Origin of the sequence: Amycolatopsis sp. NPDC101161, assembly GCF_044768185.1 — a bacterium.
Lineage (GTDB): Bacteria > Actinomycetota > Actinomycetes > Mycobacteriales > Pseudonocardiaceae > Amycolatopsis.
The window spans coordinates 421611-436319 of sequence record NZ_JBIWPI010000005.1 but is presented as its reverse complement, the minus strand read 5'-3'; the positions used below and the strand labels follow the sequence as shown (position 1 = coordinate 436319).

14 protein-coding genes are annotated in these 14709 nt (G+C 71.3%); 4 read left to right on the top strand and 10 right to left on the bottom strand.

The genetic code is table 11. The features are described 5' to 3' along the window. The first annotated feature begins 101 nt into the window (after window positions 1-101). Window positions 102-2486, top strand: coding sequence for a Tex family protein (locus ACIRSS_RS35440; protein WP_400902871.1), 2385 nt, complete (start codon window positions 102-104; stop codon window positions 2484-2486). Window positions 2487-2544: 58 nt separating this feature from the next. On the opposite strand, the gene ACIRSS_RS35435 is transcribed toward ACIRSS_RS35440, so the two are convergent. From ACIRSS_RS35435 to ACIRSS_RS35420, 4 genes are read right to left on the bottom strand one after another with little or no spacing between them, the layout of a single operon-like run. Further along, window positions 2545-2958: a hypothetical protein gene (locus ACIRSS_RS35435; protein WP_400902868.1), complete on the bottom strand. Its 414-nt coding sequence runs from the start codon at window positions 2956-2958 to the stop codon at window positions 2545-2547. A gap of 4 nt (window positions 2959-2962) precedes the next feature. Next, entirely contained in the window at window positions 2963-3574 is a 612-nt protein-coding gene (locus ACIRSS_RS35430; protein ID WP_400902865.1) for a VOC family protein, read from the bottom strand. A 29-nt stretch (window positions 3575-3603) separates the two neighbouring features. Next, window positions 3604-4374, bottom strand: a complete 771-nt coding sequence (locus ACIRSS_RS35425) for a 2-keto-4-pentenoate hydratase (protein ID WP_400902863.1) — start codon at window positions 4372-4374, stop codon at window positions 3604-3606. Window positions 4375-4415: 41 nt separating this feature from the next. After that, complete coding sequence (locus ACIRSS_RS35420; RefSeq protein ID WP_400902860.1) at window positions 4416-6122, bottom strand: acyl-CoA dehydrogenase; 1707 nt, start codon at window positions 6120-6122, stop codon at window positions 4416-4418. A 236-nt stretch (window positions 6123-6358) separates the two neighbouring features. On the opposite strand from ACIRSS_RS35420, the gene ACIRSS_RS35415 reads away from it, so the two are divergent. Beyond that, window positions 6359-7930 (top strand): DEAD/DEAH box helicase, encoded by a 1572-nt coding sequence (locus ACIRSS_RS35415; protein ID WP_400902857.1) that lies wholly within the window; start codon window positions 6359-6361, stop codon window positions 7928-7930. A 139-nt stretch (window positions 7931-8069) separates the two neighbouring features. On the opposite strand, the gene ACIRSS_RS35410 is transcribed toward ACIRSS_RS35415, so the two are convergent. The 6 genes from ACIRSS_RS35410 to ACIRSS_RS35385 form a co-directional block, all read right to left on the bottom strand. Beyond that, the gene (locus tag ACIRSS_RS35410; RefSeq protein WP_400902854.1) at window positions 8070-9011 is read right to left on the bottom strand and encodes an acyl-ACP desaturase; all 942 of its coding nucleotides are present in this window, start codon (window positions 9009-9011) and stop codon (window positions 8070-8072) included. 98 nt (window positions 9012-9109) lie between these two features. Then, window positions 9110-9925, bottom strand: a complete 816-nt coding sequence (locus ACIRSS_RS35405) for an SMP-30/gluconolactonase/LRE family protein (protein WP_400902851.1) — start codon at window positions 9923-9925, stop codon at window positions 9110-9112. Continuing rightward, a complete protein-coding gene (locus tag ACIRSS_RS35400; protein WP_400902848.1) occupies window positions 9922-10254 on the bottom strand; it encodes a DUF1761 domain-containing protein in 333 nt (110 codons plus the stop codon). The genes ACIRSS_RS35405 and ACIRSS_RS35400 overlap by 4 nt, the downstream gene beginning before the upstream one ends. Window positions 10255-10332: 78 nt before the next feature. Beyond that, window positions 10333-11217 carry an ABC transporter permease gene (locus ACIRSS_RS35395; RefSeq protein WP_400902845.1) on the bottom strand — a complete coding sequence of 295 codons (885 nt, stop codon included), beginning with the start codon at window positions 11215-11217 and terminating at the stop codon, window positions 10333-10335. Continuing rightward, window positions 11204-11995, bottom strand: coding sequence for an ABC transporter ATP-binding protein (locus ACIRSS_RS35390; RefSeq protein ID WP_400902840.1), 792 nt, complete (start codon window positions 11993-11995; stop codon window positions 11204-11206). The genes ACIRSS_RS35395 and ACIRSS_RS35390 overlap by 14 nt, the downstream gene beginning before the upstream one ends. Before the next feature lie 19 nt (window positions 11996-12014). After that, a complete protein-coding gene (locus tag ACIRSS_RS35385; protein WP_400902838.1) occupies window positions 12015-13073 on the bottom strand; it encodes an ABC transporter substrate-binding protein in 1059 nt (352 codons plus the stop codon). Between the two features lie 184 nt (window positions 13074-13257). On the opposite strand from ACIRSS_RS35385, the gene ACIRSS_RS35380 reads away from it, so the two are divergent. Beyond that, entirely contained in the window at window positions 13258-13674 is a 417-nt protein-coding gene (locus tag ACIRSS_RS35380) for a hypothetical protein (protein WP_400902835.1), read from the top strand. Window positions 13675-13694: 20 nt separating this feature from the next. After that, entirely contained in the window at window positions 13695-14078 is a 384-nt protein-coding gene (locus ACIRSS_RS35375) for a hypothetical protein (RefSeq protein ID WP_400902832.1), read from the top strand. Window positions 14079-14709 lie beyond the last annotated feature (631 nt).

Here is a 14709-nt window from a genome sequence, read left to right as displayed (position 1 = left end):
ACTAGACCAATCTGAATGTCAAGGAGCCCCATCCGAAAGTCGGGGTGGCGGAAACGGCAGAATGAGACGATCGGAACCAGGCGAAGCAGGAGCGTGTTGCAGTGAGCGTGTCGGTCGAGCAGAAGATCGCCGAAGAACTGGGCGTGCGCGAAGGACAGGTCAAGGCCGCCGTCGACCTGCTCGACGGCGGGTCGACCGTGCCGTTCATCGCGCGCTACCGCAAGGAAGTCACCGGCATGCTCGACGACGCGCAGCTGCGCACGCTCGAGGAGCGGCTGCGCTACCTGCGGGAGCTCGACGAGCGCCGGCTCGCCGTCCTCGAGTCGATCCGGAGCCAGGGCAAGCTCGACGACGCCCTGGAAGCTTCGATCCTCGCGGCGGACACCAAGTCGCGGCTGGAGGACATCTACCTCCCCTACAAGCCGAAGCGCCGCACGAAGGCCATGATCGCGCGCGAAGCGGGTCTCGAGCCGCTGGCCGACGGCCTGCTGAACGACCCGTCGACGGATCCGCAGGCCGCCGCGGCGGTGTTCGTCGACGCGGACAAGGGCGTCGCGGACGCGCAGGCGGCGCTCGACGGCGCCCGCGCCATCCTCGTCGAGCGCTTCGCCGAGGACGCCGACCTCATCGGTGACCTGCGGGAGAAGATGTGGGGCCAGGGCCACCTGGTCGCCAAGGTCCGCGCGGGCAAGGAGGAGGAAGGGGCGAAGTTCTCCGACTACTTCGACTTCTCCGAGCCGTACACGAAGCTCCCCTCGCACCGGATCCTCGCGATGCTGCGCGGCGAGAAGGAGGAGGTCCTCGACCTCACGATGTCGCCGGACGAGCCCACCGACGAGCCGCAGGTCGGCCCGACGGACTACGAGCACCGCATCGCGGCGAAGTTCGGCATCAAGCAGGAGGGGCGCCCGGGCGACAAGTGGCTCGGCGACACCGTGCGCTGGGCGTGGCGCACCAAGATCCTCCTGCACCTGGGCATCGACCTGCGGATGCGGCTGCGCCAGGCGGCCGAGGACGACGCCGTGCGCGTGTTCGCGTCGAACCTGCGCGACCTGCTGCTCGCCGCGCCGGCCGGCACGCGGGCGACGATGGGCCTCGACCCGGGCTTCCGCACCGGCGTCAAGGTGGCCGTGGTGGACGCGACCGGCAAGGTCGTCGACACCCACGTCATCTACCCGCACCAGCCGGCGAACAAGTGGGACCAGTCGATCGCCGAGCTCGCGGCGCTGTGCGCGCGGCACAAGGTGGACCTGATCTCGATCGGCAACGGGACGGCGTCGCGCGAGACGGACAAGCTGGCCCAGGAGCTGATCAAGAAGCACCCGTCGTTGAACCTGACGAAGGCCGTCGTGTCCGAGGCGGGCGCGTCGGTGTACTCGGCGTCGGCGTTCGCTTCGCAGGAGCTGCCGAACATGGACGTCTCGCTGCGCGGCGCGGTCTCGATCGCGCGCCGGCTGCAGGACCCGCTGGCCGAGCTGGTGAAGATCGACCCGAAGTCGATCGGCGTCGGGCAGTACCAGCACGACCTGTCCGAGGTGTCGCTGTCGCGCTCGCTGGACGCGGTGGTCGAGGACTGCGTGAACGCGGTCGGCGTCGACGTCAACACGGCGTCCGCTCCCCTGCTGACCCGGGTCTCGGGCATCACGACGGGGCTGGCGGAGAACATCGTCTCCCACCGCGACACGAACGGGCCGTTCCGTTCCCGGACGGCGCTGAAGGAGGTCGCGCGGCTGGGTCCGAAGGCGTTCGAGCAGTGCGCGGGCTTCCTGCGCATCCCGGACGGCGACGACCCGCTGGACTCGTCGTCGGTGCACCCGGAGGCGTACCCGGTGGTCCGGCGCATCCTGTCGAAGACGGGCACGGACCTGCGCTCCCTGATCGGCAACACGCGGACGTTGTCGTCGTTGCGCCCCGCCGACTTCGTGGACGAGACGTTCGGTCTCCCGACGGTGACGGACATCTTGGCCGAGCTGGACAAGCCGGGCCGCGACCCGCGCCCGGCCTTCAAGACGGCGACGTTCGCCGAGGGTGTCGACAAGATCTCGGACCTGAAGCCGGGGATGCGGCTCGAGGGTGTGGTGACGAACGTGGCGGCGTTCGGGGCGTTCATCGACGTCGGGGTGCACCAGGACGGCCTGGCGCACGTTTCGGCGCTGTCGAAGAACTTCGTGAAGGATCCGCGGGAAGTCGTGAAGCCCGGGGACATCGTGAAGGTCAAGGTCTTGGACGTCGATGTGCCGCGGAAGCGGATTTCGTTGACGCTGCGGTTGGACGACGAGCCGGGTGCTTCCTCGGGTAACCGCGGTGGCGGGGGCGGCCGGGATCGCGGTCAGGGCGGCGGCGGCGGTGGTCAGCGCCGCGGCGGTTCCGGTGGCGGCGGCCAGCGCGGCGGCTCGGGCGGCGGCGGCAACCGGGGCGGCAACTCCGGCTCCGGCGGCAGCGGCTCCATGGCGGACGCCCTGCGGCGGGCCGGGTTCGGCAAGTAGGACGTGCGACGACGGCGGGCCATCCCGTTGGGGTGATGGCCCGCCTTCATCCGCGGGGTCAGCGCAACGCGGACAGCCCCATCGCGAACAGCGCCATCGGCACCACCGCGGCCGACGCGCTGATCAGCCCGGTGCCGCCGCGCCAGCCCGTCGGGGACGCGTCCAGCACCAGCCTGCGCAGCAGCGCCGCCTCCAAGACCGCGGCCAGCAGGAACCCGATGCCCACGCTGAAGATCGCCGCCGCGCCGACGAAGAACAGGCCCGATGTCGACGCCGCGGCGAGCGGGGCCGCGACCTCCCACCGCACCAGCCCCGCGGCCGCCGCGAGCAGCGCCAGCAGCAGCACGAACGCCACCAAGAAGCCGATCCGGGCGGTCGTCCGGTGCTGGGCGTGGGCGAACCACCAGAACCCGGCGTCGAGCAGCAGGACGACCGCGGCGAGCACGAGGAACCCGGCACGGAACGTCAGCACCCGATCACCCTAGCGACACCTGGCTCATGATCGCGGTGGTGTGGCCGTCGGGGTCGGCGAAGAACGCCATCCACTCCTCGACGCCGGACTCGTGCCGGAAGATCAGGTGCGGTGCGCCGAGGAACTCGACATCCTTCGCGCGCAGCGTGTCGTAGGCGGCGTTGATGTCCGGGACAGTGAAGTACAGCACTGACTCCCCTCCGCGAGGCTCGCCGGTCGTCAGGAACAGCCGGACGCCGTCGCAGTCGAAGAACGCCAAGTCCCCGAACGTGTATAGGTGCGGGAGGCCGAGCACCTCGCCGTAGAACTCCTTCGCCCGCGCGAGGTCGGTGACAGTCCGCGAAACCTGCCCGATCGGTCCCAGCATCGGTTCCTCCTCGGAAGCCCGGCCGAGCGCGCTGTCCGCCGGGGCGCCGCGCCACGCGCGCAGCTCGGCCCGCCCGGCCAGGCCGAGCTTGCGGACGGCGTTGCCGACGTGGAACTTGACCGCGTCCCGGCTGGTTCCGCGCCGCCGCGCGATTTCGCCGTTGCTCAGGCCGTGGCGGACCGCGTCGACCACCCGCCACTCGGCGGGGGTCAGCCGGTCGGGGTGCCGTGGCCTGCCGCGCTCGCCCACGCGCCGACGATAGCGCCGGAACCGGCGAATTACCCTCCCCCGGCGAACCGCGCCTCGACGCTGCCCAGCGCGCCGAAGTCGGCGACGACGTGGCCGCCGGCGTGGATCGGGCACGGCGGAGTCGCCGTCCCGGTCGTCACGACGTCGCCCGCGCGCAGGGACCGGCCGTGGCGGCTCAGCTCCATCGCCAGCCAGTGCAGCGCCAGCCGCGGGTCGCCGAGCACCAGGCTGCCGCTGCCGCGCGAGAACTCCTCGCCGTCGGCGTGCAGGACGACCTGCTGCCGCGGCAGCTCGAGGTCGCGCCAGCCCGGCACCGGCCGCCCCTCGACGAACCGGCCCGCGCACGCGACGTCGGCCAGCAGCTGCGGACCGCCCGCGTGCTGGTGGTCGGTGTAGCGGCTGTCCGGCATCTCGAGCGCGAGGAACATCGTGTCGACGGCGTCGAGCACCGCGGTCAGCGACGGCGACGACCCCGGGTCGGCCTTGAGCCGGAAGGCGAACTCGGGTTCGGCGACCCCCATCGTCATCGTGTCGGCGGGCACGAGCGAGCCCTCGGCGTGGCGGAACCGCTCGAACATCACCCCGGGCAGCGGGCCGGGGACGTCGAGGTACTGCCGCGCGTACGCGGTGGTCGCGGCGATCTTCCAGCCGGACACCGGCCCGGCCAGCTCGGCGAGCGCGGCCTGGGCGGCCATGCCCTCGGCCGCGTCCCGCGGGCGGGCGTCCGCGGGCAGTCCGTCGAGGCGTTTCCCGGTCTGCCACGCGTCCCAGATCAGCTCCGCCGCCCGCTCTCGGTTCACGCTCGTGATCTTGCCAACCGGGAGACCGCGTGTCGATCGGCTTAGGGGTTCATCGCGTAGACCCCGGAAAGCGCCCGGACCCGCGCCCAGACGTTTTCGAAGCGCTCCGCGTCCACCACCGGCTTGCGCAGCGCGGCCAGCGCGATCGCCTGCTGGGCGTCGGTCGAGCTCGCCTTGCCGTTCAGGTCCACCGCCGCGGCGCTGAAGTCCTGGACCAGCACGGCGAAGATCTGGTCGACGACCTCTTCGTCGAGGCCGGTGATCCGCGCCTGCTCCAGCACCAGCTGGCCGTAGACGATCAGCGTGAACAGCTCGGTCAGCGCGAGCCCGAAGTCGAGGTCGGCCTGCTGGGCCTCGTCCGGCGCCGCCTCGGTGAGCAGCTTGACCAGGTAGCCCGCCTGCTCGGTGAACAGCGCGACGTTCGGGATGTGCGCGGCTTCGGCGTACGCGGTCTTCCAGTCGTGGAACCGGATCTTCGACAGGCCGCGCGCGGGGCCCTGCCGGAAGAGGAACTCGTCGTCCGCGGCGTCGGTGCGCGTGCCGACCGGCGCGTACTCCTGCGGCGCGAACAGGTACGCGGGCATGAACTTCGCGATCAGCGCGAGGTTGACGGCCACCGTGCCTTCGAGCTTCGGCAGGCCGTCGATGTCGTTCTTGGACATCGCGAGGTAGGTGTCGGCCTCGAAGCCCTTGGCCGCGACGACGTCGGCGACCAGGCCGATCACCTTCTGCGCCTCGGTCGTCACCTTCATCTTGGTGATCGGGTTGAACAGCAGGTACCGGCGGTCGTCCGGGTTCGCGCTGCGGAAGTAGTCGACGGCGCGGTCGGAGAACAGCTTCATCGCCGTCAGCCGCGCGTAGGCCTCGACGAACTCGCGGCGCACGTGCGGGAAGTTCGTCACGGGCTTGCCGTAGAGCACGCGGTTGTGCGCGTGCGTGATGGCTTCGTACAGCGAGTGCGTCGCCATGCCGATGCCGCCGAAGCAGAGGTTGAACTTGCCGATGTTGACGGTGTTCAGCGCGGCGCTGAAGGCTTCGGCGCCGACGTGCAGGATGTCGTCCGCGTGCACCGGGTAGTCCTCGAGCCGGAACTCGGCGACGTACATCTGCGACGGCACCACGTTCTTGACCACGTGGTAGTTCGGGTGCTCGGAGTCGGCGTAGAAGAAGACGTACTGGTCGGGGCCTTCGACGCCGTTGATGCGGCCGAAGACCGACACCGTGCGCGCGCAGTTGCCGTTGCCGATGTAGTACTTCGAGCCGGTGGCGCGGTAGCCGTCGCCGTCCTTGGTCAGCACCAGGTCCGAGGAGTAGATGTCGGCGCCGTGGTCCTTTTCGGACAGTCCGAAGGCGCCGACGCCGCCGGCGTCGAGGGCGTCCGCCGCGCGCTTGCGGGCGACGTCGTTGCCGCTCTGCCACACCGGGCCGAGCCCGAGGATCGTGACCTGCCAGGGGTACCAGTAGTTCAGGCCGTAGAAGCCGAGGATTTCCGACAGCGCGGCGACGCGGCTGGTGTCCCAGCGCTTGTCCGGGTTGCCACCTCCGTTCGCCGACGGCGTCAGGAACGTCGAGAACAGGCCTTCCTTGCCCGCGAACTCGAGGAAGTCCGCGTAGAAGACGCGGTTGTGGTAGTCCTCGGTCAGCTTCGCCTTGCCGCGCTGTTCGAACCAGTCGATGGTCGCCCGGAGCAGCCGGCGCGTCTCCGCGTCGAAGTGGGCCGGGTCGTACTCGTGCGGGTTCAGCAGCATGGGTGGTCCTCCTCGATTACCGACGGGTAACTTAGCAAGCCCCCCAGAGTGCGGGCAATCTCACTGGGGCTAGGTCACCCCCGTTCGGTACACTGATCTTGCGGGCCGCTCAGTTCTGCCTCGGCCCGCTGCTGTTGTCGACTACCACGCGCCGCGGCCGTTGACCGGTCTGCGCCGGGCAGGACAACCCTTCTCAGGTTATGGAGACCAGGGCACAAGCGTGCCCGCAAGTACTTATGAGCACATTCGCTGAACTCGGCCTGCCGACCCCGCTCGTGGCCGCGCTGGCCACCCAGGGCGTCACCGAGCCCTTCCCCATCCAGGCGGCGACCCTGCCGCACACCCTCGCCGGGCGTGACGTGCTCGGCCGCGGCCGGACCGGCTCCGGCAAGACCTACGGCTTCGTCCTGCCCGTGCTGGCCCGCCTCGCCGCGGGCCCGACGCGCCGCAAGCCCGGGCGTCCCCGCGCGCTGATCCTGGCGCCGACCCGCGAGCTCGCGACGCAGATCGAGGCCTCGATCCTGCCGCTGGCCAAGCCGCTGGGCCTCAAGACGACCACCATCTTCGGCGGCGTCAGCGCGAACCCGCAGATCACGAAGCTGCGCGACGGCGTCGACATCGTCGTCGCCTGCCCCGGCCGGCTCGCCGACCACATACGCTCCGGGCACGTGAAGCTCGACGCGATCGAGATCACCGTGCTGGACGAAGCCGACCACATGGCCGACCTGGGCTTCCTGCCCGAGGTGCGGCGGATCATGGACCAGACGCCGTCGCGCGGCCAGCGGCTGCTGTTCTCGGCGACGCTGGACAACGGCGTGGACGTGCTGGTCAAGCGCTTCATGAGCGACCCGGTCACGCACAGCGTCGACTCGGCGCAGTCGCCGGTGTCGACCATGGAGCACCACGTCCTGCACCTCGAGGAGACCCACCGGCTGCCGGTGCTGGTCGACCTCACCGCGGCGCCGGGCCGCACGCTCGTCTTCACGCGGACGAAGAGCCGCGCGAAGGCGCTGACGCGCAAGCTCGTGGCCTCGGGCGTTCCGGCGGTCGAGCTGCACGGCAACCTGGGCCAGAACGCGCGCACGCGCAACCTCGAGGCGTTCTCTTCCGGCACCGCGAAGACGCTGGTCGCGACGGACATCGCGGCGCGCGGCATCCACGTCGACGACGTCCGGCTGGTCATCCACGCGGACCCGCCGGTCGAGCACAAGGCGTACCTGCACCGCTCGGGCCGCACGGCGCGCGCGGGGGCGTCGGGCACGGTGGTGACGCTGATGACGGACGCGCAGGTCCGCGACGTGCGCGACCTCACCCGCAAGGCCGGCATCAAGCCGACGACGACCCAGCTCGGCCCGGGTCACCCGCTGCTGGCGGAGCTGGCCCCGGGCGAGCGGACGTTCTCGAAGGCGCCGGCGGTGGACAACCGGCCGAAGAAGGTGACGGCTTCGGGCGCGGCCCCGGGTGCCGGGCGTGGGCGCCGGGGTGCGGCGCCCAAGGAGAACCGCGGCGGCCAGCAGGCCCGGACGCGGCGTGAAGAGCAGCCCCGCTCCGGCCGTTCCGGCGGCAACGCGGGCGGCCCGGCTTCCGGTGGCTCGCGACGATCAGGCGCTCCCCGGTCGGACGCCGCCGCTTCGGGCGGGTCCCGCCGCGCGGGCGGTGCCGCTGCCGGCGGCGCTTCCCGGCGCTCGGGTGCCCCCGCCGGCGGTGGTGCCCGGCGTTCGGGGGCCGCGGCGACGGGCAACCGCTCGGGCGGCGCGGCGGCGTTCTCGTCGGGCACCCGCGCGGGCGCCCGGCGCGCCGGCCGCTGAGCCAGAGGGTTCGCGAAGGCCGCCTCGGATTCTCCGAGGCGGCCTTCGCCACGTCCGGGGCCGGTGCGGCCGAGCCACGGCGCCTCGGCTGCGGCCTTCCGCGGGCGAGGGTCTGCCGCGGCTGGTCGTGCGCCGGGCTTCAGAGCGCCGGGAGACCGCGAGCGGCGGCCCGGGCGGCCGCGGCGTCGCGACGCTCCTCGAAGCGCGCGGCCTGCGTGTCGAGGGTCTTGAGGAACGCCGCGAGCTCCTCGCGGGCCGTCTCGCCGACCTCGCCGAACCCCGTCCGGTCGAACACCTTCCAGTACCGCAGCAGCGGCTGCACGACGTCGTCGTGGTGGATGCGCAGGTCGTAGATGCCGGCCTTGGCGATCAGCGCCGCCTTGCGGGCGAAGCTGGGGATGACCGCGCCGGGCATCGCGAAGTCGAGGACCTCGTCGGTGATCGCGCGCATCGTCGCGTCCGGGGCGATCTCGAACGCCGCCTTCACCAGGTTGCGGTAGAAGACCATGTGCAGGTTCTCGTCCGTGGACACGCGGGTCAGCAGCTTCTCCGCCAGCGGGTCCTGGGTGTAGCGGCCGGTGTTGCGGTGCGACAGCCGCGTCGCGAGCTCCTGGAACGAGACGTACGCGCAGACCCGCAGTAGCGGCTTGTCGCCGGTCTCGTAGCCGGCCTGCATGGTCTCCATGCGCATCCGCTCGAGCTCGACCGGGTCGACCGCCCGCGTCACGAGCAGGTAGTCGCGGATGCAGATGCCGTGCCGGCCTTCCTCCGCCGTCCAGCGGTGCACCCACGTGCCCCAGGCGCCGTCGCGGCCGAAGGCGCGCTCGATCTCCCGGTGGTAGCTCGGCAGGTTGTCCTCGGTCAGCAGGTTGACCTCGAGCGCGGTCCGCGCGATGGGCGTGACCCGCGACTGCTCCGGGTCCCACGCCTCACCGCCGAGGTCGGCGAAGTTCCGGCCTTCGCTCCACGGCACGAACTCGTGCGGCATCCACTCCTGGGCGGCGGCGAGGTGGCGGTTGAGGTTCTCCTCGACCGTCCCCTCCAGCTCGTACATCAGCGCGGTGCTCTCGGAGACGGTCATGCGCACGTCCTTCCGGGGGTCGGGGCTACGCAACCGTAAGTTACGGTGCCGTAGGTACCGTCAACGAACGCCGGCCGGGCATCGTTCCGTGACCGATGTCACCGGGCTCGGCCGACCTCGACCGGGTGCGTCAGGATCCGCCCGGTCCGCTCCCCTCCGACGCCGTCGAGGCCGCGCCATTCCTGCGTGACCAGGTACAACGTGTCCTCGCTCAGCGCGCAGGCGAAGCAGCCGTGTTCGAATTCGAGCCGTTCGAGGACCTCTCCCCCGGCCCGCACCCGCGTGCACGACCGGTGCGGCACGTCCGACACCCAGACGGCGCCCGAGGCGTCGAGCGCGATGCCGTCGGGCGCGCCGTCGCCGAGGTCGGCCCACACGCGGCGGTCCGCGAGGCCGCCGTCCGGGAGCACGGTGAACGCCGTGAGCCGGTTGGCGTAGGACTCGGCCACGATCAGCGTCGAGCCGTCCGGCGTCAGGGCCATGCCGTTGCCGAAGGCGATGTCGCCGGCCACGCGGCGCGTTTCACCCGACGGCGTGACGTGCAGGATCGAGCCCGGCCGGTACTCCTCGCCGGCCATCAGGTCGAAGCCGCCGCCGTTGACGTAGCAGCCGCCATCGCGCGCGACGACGATCTCGTTGAACCCACGCTCGCCCAGGTCGGCGTGGGTTTTCACGCCGGATTCCGTGAGCCGGAGCAGCAGGCCGTCGGCGGAGGACACGACGAGTGGCTCGCCGTCGAGGAAGTCGAAGCACATCGGCATCGTCGGGAAGTCCGCGCGGAAGACGACCTCGCGCTGCCCGGCGGGGGTGACGGCGACGATTTCGTGCGCCAGCCAGTCGGCGAACCAGAGCCGCCCGCCGTGCCAGCGCGGGGACTCGCCGAAGGCAATGCCTTCGAGCAGGACGGAAGTCATCGCCACACCCCCAGGACCAGGGCCACCACGGCGATCTTGGCCAGCCAGTCGCCGGCGTGCAAGGCGGCGAGGCGCACCGGGACGCGCTCGTGGAGCACCGAGCCGGCCAGGATGACCACCGGGAAGCCGGCCCAGGCCAGCAGCGCCAAGCCGAGCGCGCCGGGGACGCCCGGGACACCGGCGGCGGAAGCCAGCACCGCGAAAGCCGTCACCAGGACGAGCGTCCGGCCGAACTCCGCGCCCATCCGCCACGGCGACGGCCGTGCCTCGGCGCCGGCCGCGCTGAGCTGGGCCCAGACCTTTCCGAACAGCGTGTACGCGAGAACCATCGCCCAGTCCCTTCGTCGACTTTCGAAGGGGACGTCGACGCCGAGGATCCGGCTTCGACATCGTCCGGCGATGATTTCCTAAAGCGACGAAGTCAGCCCGCGAGCCCGCAGCACCGCCCGCTCCAGCGGCCGGAACACCAGCAGCTCGATCCCGATCCCCACCAGCAGGATCAGGAAGATCGCCGCGATCACCGTCTCGATGCTGTTCAGCGACGAGCCCTGGTTCAAGTACGCCCCGAGCCCGACACCCAGCTGCGGCGACAACGCGATCAGCTCCGCCGCCATCAGCGAGCGCCACGAGAACGCCCAGCCCTGCTTCAACCCCGCCAAGAACCCCGGCAGCGCCGCCGGCAGCAGGATGTGGCGGGCCGACGACAGCCGGTTCGCGCCCATCACCTGGCCCACCCGCGGCAGGATCGGCGGGATCTGGTCGATGCCCGACACCAGGCCGTTCGCGATCGACGGCACCGAGCCCAGCAGCACGACGAAGTAGATCGCCCCGTCGTTGATACCGAACCACAGGATCGCCGCCGGCACCCACGCCACCGACGGCAGGCTCTGCAGCCCCGTCAGCAACGGCCCGAGCGCCGCGCGGACCACCCGGACCTTCGCCACCACCAGGCCGAGCGGCGTGCCGATCACCACCCCCGCGAGGAAGCCGAGCGCGGCGCGGTGCACCGACGTCCAGACGAAGCCGAACACCTTGCCGTCGACGACGATGCCCCAGAACTCGTTCCACACCGCGATCGGGGCGGGCAGCTGGGCCTCCGACCAGAACGCCGCCGCCCAGAGGATCTGCCAGACGACCACCAGCAGGGCCAGCGCGAGCACCGGGGGCAGGAAACCCCAGGCGAACCGCTTCCAGAAGCTCGGGCGGCGCTCGCCGGGCGGGGCGTCGAGCGAGTCCAGTCCGGCGCCGACCGCGTCGAGGTCGTCTTCGGCGGACTGGTCAAGCTGCGGCATGGGTGCTGATCACCTCTCGCAGGTGCCCGGTGATCTCCTCGGTGAGCTCCTCGGCGTCGGCCAGCGGGACGTCCGTCCACTCGCGCACGACCTTGCCCGGCCGCGACGACAGGAGCACCACGCGCTGCCCGAGCCGGACGGCCTCGCGCACGTCGTGGGTCACGAACAGCACCGACGTGCCGGTGCTGCGGTAGACGCGCAGCAGCTCGCCCTGCAGGACGTCGCGGGTGATGGCGTCGAGCGCGGCGAACGGCTCGTCCATCAGCAGCAGCGCCTGCTCCGGGTCGCCGCCGACGCGCAGGGTCGCGGCCAGCGCGCGGGCCAGCGCGACGCGCTGCCGCATCCCGCCGGACAGCTCGTGCGGCCGCTTGCCGCCCGCGCCGTTCAGCCGGACCAGGTCCAGCAGCTCGGCGGCCTTTTCGCGACGCTCGGCGCGCCCGAAACCGGCCAGCCGCAGCGGCAGCTCGACGTTGCGGGCCGCGGTCAGCCACGGCATCAGCGCGGCCTCCTGGAACATGACCGCGGGCCGGGACGTGTTCAGCGTGATCTCCCCCGCCGACGGCGCGTCGAGCCCCGCGACCAGGTTCAGCAGCGTGCTCTTGCCGCAGCCGGACGCGCCGAGGAGGCAGACGAACTCGCCGGGCGCGACCGTGAGGTCGACGCCGTCGAGCGCGACGACCGCCCGCCCGGCCGGGCCGAACGTCTTGCGGACGCCGTCGAGCCGGACCGCGGTCGCGCCGGTGAAGCTGCTCCGGCCGGTCGGGAGGGTCGTGGTCATCGCTGGCTGCCTCTCGGGATCACTTGACGAGTTCGGGCGCGTTGACGGCGGGCTGGTTCTTCTCCTTGAGGACGTCGTTGAGCGGCCCGAAGTCGGCGAAGCCCTTCAACGCTACCGCCGACTTCACCACGCCGGCCGTCACCGAGTCCTGCGCGAGCTGCGGGAACTCGGCCGGGATCGGATCGGTCGTCAGCTCGATGCCGGAGAACGCGCGGTCGATGACGCCCTGGCTCAGGCTGCTGCCGGCGAACTCCTTGAGGGCGCCGTTGACGACCGTCTTCGCGTCCGCCGGGTTGGCCTTCGCCCAGTCGATCGCGGCCAGCTGGCCCTTCAGGACCGCCTTGACGGTGTCCGGGTGCTGCTGCAGGAACTCGCTGCGCACGATGACGACGGTGGTCGGGAACCGACCGCCCGGCCACAGGTCCTTCTCGTCGACGAGGACCTTCGCGCCGGCGTCGAGCACCAGCCGCGAGGCCCACGGCTCGGGCAGCCAGCCGCCGTCGAGCTCGCCCTTCTTGAAGGCGTCGAGCGTCTTGGAGTTGTCCAGGTTGGTGATCTTGACCTGGTCGGTCAGCTGCTTGCCGGCGAGGAACTTCTTGAGCGCGACGTCCTGGGTGTTGGCCAGCTGCGGCGTGGCGATCGTCTTGCCCTTGAGCTGGTCGACGCTGGTGATGTCCGGCTTGACCACGAGCTGAGCACCGCCCGAGACGGCGCCGGAGACCAGCTGGATGGCGCCCTTGGACTTGGTGAAGGCGTTGATCGCCGGGCCGGAGCCGATGTAGGCGATGTCGAGCGAGCCGCCGAGCAGCGCGTTGACCTCTTCGGGGCCGGCGTTGAAGGTCTGGGTGGTGAGCTTGGTCGAGCCGAGCTCTTGCTTGAAGAAGTCCTTCTTGACGCCGATCAGCGCGGGCGCGTGCGTGACGTTCGGGAAGAAGCCGAGCCGCACCTCGCCGGCGGACCCCTGGTTCGCGGCCGGGGCGGCGGTGCTGTCGGCCCGGGAACAGCCCGCGAGCACGCCCACGACGGTCAGGGCGGCCAGCGCCGAGGCCAGGAAGCGGGTTCTGTGGTGGGTGCGCACGTCGAGGTCGCCTTTCGGGGGTCGGTGTCGGGGGCGAGGTTCGCACGGTCACCCACTGGGGCGCATAGCCATCCGCATCTCGGGAAATCGGCTGAGATTCCTTGACATCGGTCGCGGGGTGCGCCTATAGGCAACCATCCGGCCCGCTCGCGCGTGGTGCTCTCGACGACTTCGAGGGGGAGCGATGAAGACAGTGGCGGAAATCCGGCTGGTGGTCCTGGTGGCGCTGGCGACGTGGGCGGGCGGCGCGCTCAGCCCGATCGGGGCCGACTGGCTGACCTCGCTCGGCGTCGGCGAGTGGACGGCCGTGGTGCTGGTGGTCGCCCTGGACCTGCTCTGCCTGGCTGGTGGCCTCCTCTACTGGTGGCGCACGGGCAAGGGCCGGGCCCGCCTGGCGGTTCCGCTGCTCGGTGGGGCTGTCCCGGCGACCGTGCTCGGGGTGTCCGGCCTGGTCACCGGCTCGGCGACCCCGGGTCACCAGTTCGTGCTCGTGTTCATGACCGTTCCGCTGCTGGTCTTCCTGGCGTTCGCGGCCGTGCAGTGGCGAACCGCCCGGCGCTCCGAGGCAACCTCTTCCATCACCCGAACGTGGTACGAGTGACGACGTATTCGGGAGGGAACATGACGAGCCGACGGGGCCAGGGAGCCACCGGCGTCCGCGTGGCGCTGGTCGTGCTGTTCATCGGAATGGGCCAGGCGACGTTCGAGTGGCTCAGGTCACTCGGCATGGACGCGGTGACGAGCCTGGTGGTGTGGGCGATCCCGGTGCTGACCGGGGCGGCGGTGACGCTGGTGCTGTGGGTGGCGTCGGACCGCGCTTTCGCGTTGCGGAACTGGCTGCCGGTGGCGGTGAGCATCCCGGTTTACCTGGGTGGGGCGTTCGGGTTGGCGACCGCGACGGCGAGTTTGGTGGCTTCGGTGGTGACCGGGGTGGGGTTCGGGATCGCGGTGGTGGCCGGGTTCGGCCTGCTCCGCTCGCGGCGACGCTCGGAGGCTCGGAACTAGCCATCGAGTTGTCCACAGCCCGGGCGTGATGTGGATTAGCCCGCCCGGGCTGTGGTTTGACTTGGCGTGCAAGTTCCTGGGGAGGGGCCGGCACGTCGGCCACTTCCATCTGCTGCCACGCCAGGGCCCTGGCGAAGTCGCGCCGAGACTCCTCGCCGCGGCCTCGCCAGGCCTGCCGAAAGTCCCCCAATTAGGCGACCCTCGGGTCTGCATGAGCGGCGACGGATCAGCGGCTTGGCAACAACGCCACACTGCGTCTTGGCTGACGGCAGGCGCGACCGTGGGCAGACGGATCGCCGTAGTGGCGATCACGGACAGCTGCGCTGTGGGCGACAGACTGTGGCGCCCCGAAACCAGCGCCCGAGTTTTCCACAGCCCGGGCGTGATGTGGATGAGCCCGCCCGGGCTGTGGTTTCACGCGGCTTTTCGTCGGCCCGGCTCGATACGCTGGAAGCGGGCAGGCCCCCAGGGAAGGCGGGGTCTTGTGTGGGCGGCGGACCGGCGGCGGCCCAGCAGCAGCGGCACGTCGCGGCCGGGCAGCCCGCAGGTTTGGGTGTGCCCAGTGGCTGTGGGCCGGGCCACTGCCACCAGACCACCGTCGGATCGCAGACCCGCCGACAGCCACCGCGGC

Excerpts from the sequence above, each read along its gene's own strand:
- ACIRSS_RS35420 (WP_400902860.1), bottom strand. The coding sequence starts at position 6,122 with ATGCTGCTGAACCCGCACGAGTACGACCCGGCCCACTTCGACGCGGAG.
- ACIRSS_RS35415 (WP_400902857.1), top strand. The coding sequence starts at position 6,359 with ATGAGCACATTCGCTGAACTCGGCCTGCCGACCCCGCTCGTGGCCGCG.
- ACIRSS_RS35410 (WP_400902854.1), bottom strand. The coding sequence starts at position 9,011 with ATGACCGTCTCCGAGAGCACCGCGCTGATGTACGAGCTGGAGGGGACG.
- ACIRSS_RS35405 (WP_400902851.1), bottom strand. The coding sequence starts at position 9,925 with ATGACTTCCGTCCTGCTCGAAGGCATTGCCTTCGGCGAGTCCCCGCGC.
- ACIRSS_RS35400 (WP_400902848.1), bottom strand. The coding sequence starts at position 10,254 with ATGGTTCTCGCGTACACGCTGTTCGGAAAGGTCTGGGCCCAGCTCAGC.
- ACIRSS_RS35395 (WP_400902845.1), bottom strand. The coding sequence starts at position 11,217 with ATGCCGCAGCTTGACCAGTCCGCCGAAGACGACCTCGACGCGGTCGGC.
- ACIRSS_RS35390 (WP_400902840.1), bottom strand. The coding sequence starts at position 11,995 with ATGACCACGACCCTCCCGACCGGCCGGAGCAGCTTCACCGGCGCGACC.
- ACIRSS_RS35380 (WP_400902835.1), top strand. The coding sequence starts at position 13,258 with ATGAAGACAGTGGCGGAAATCCGGCTGGTGGTCCTGGTGGCGCTGGCG.
- ACIRSS_RS35375 (WP_400902832.1), top strand. The coding sequence starts at position 13,695 with ATGACGAGCCGACGGGGCCAGGGAGCCACCGGCGTCCGCGTGGCGCTG.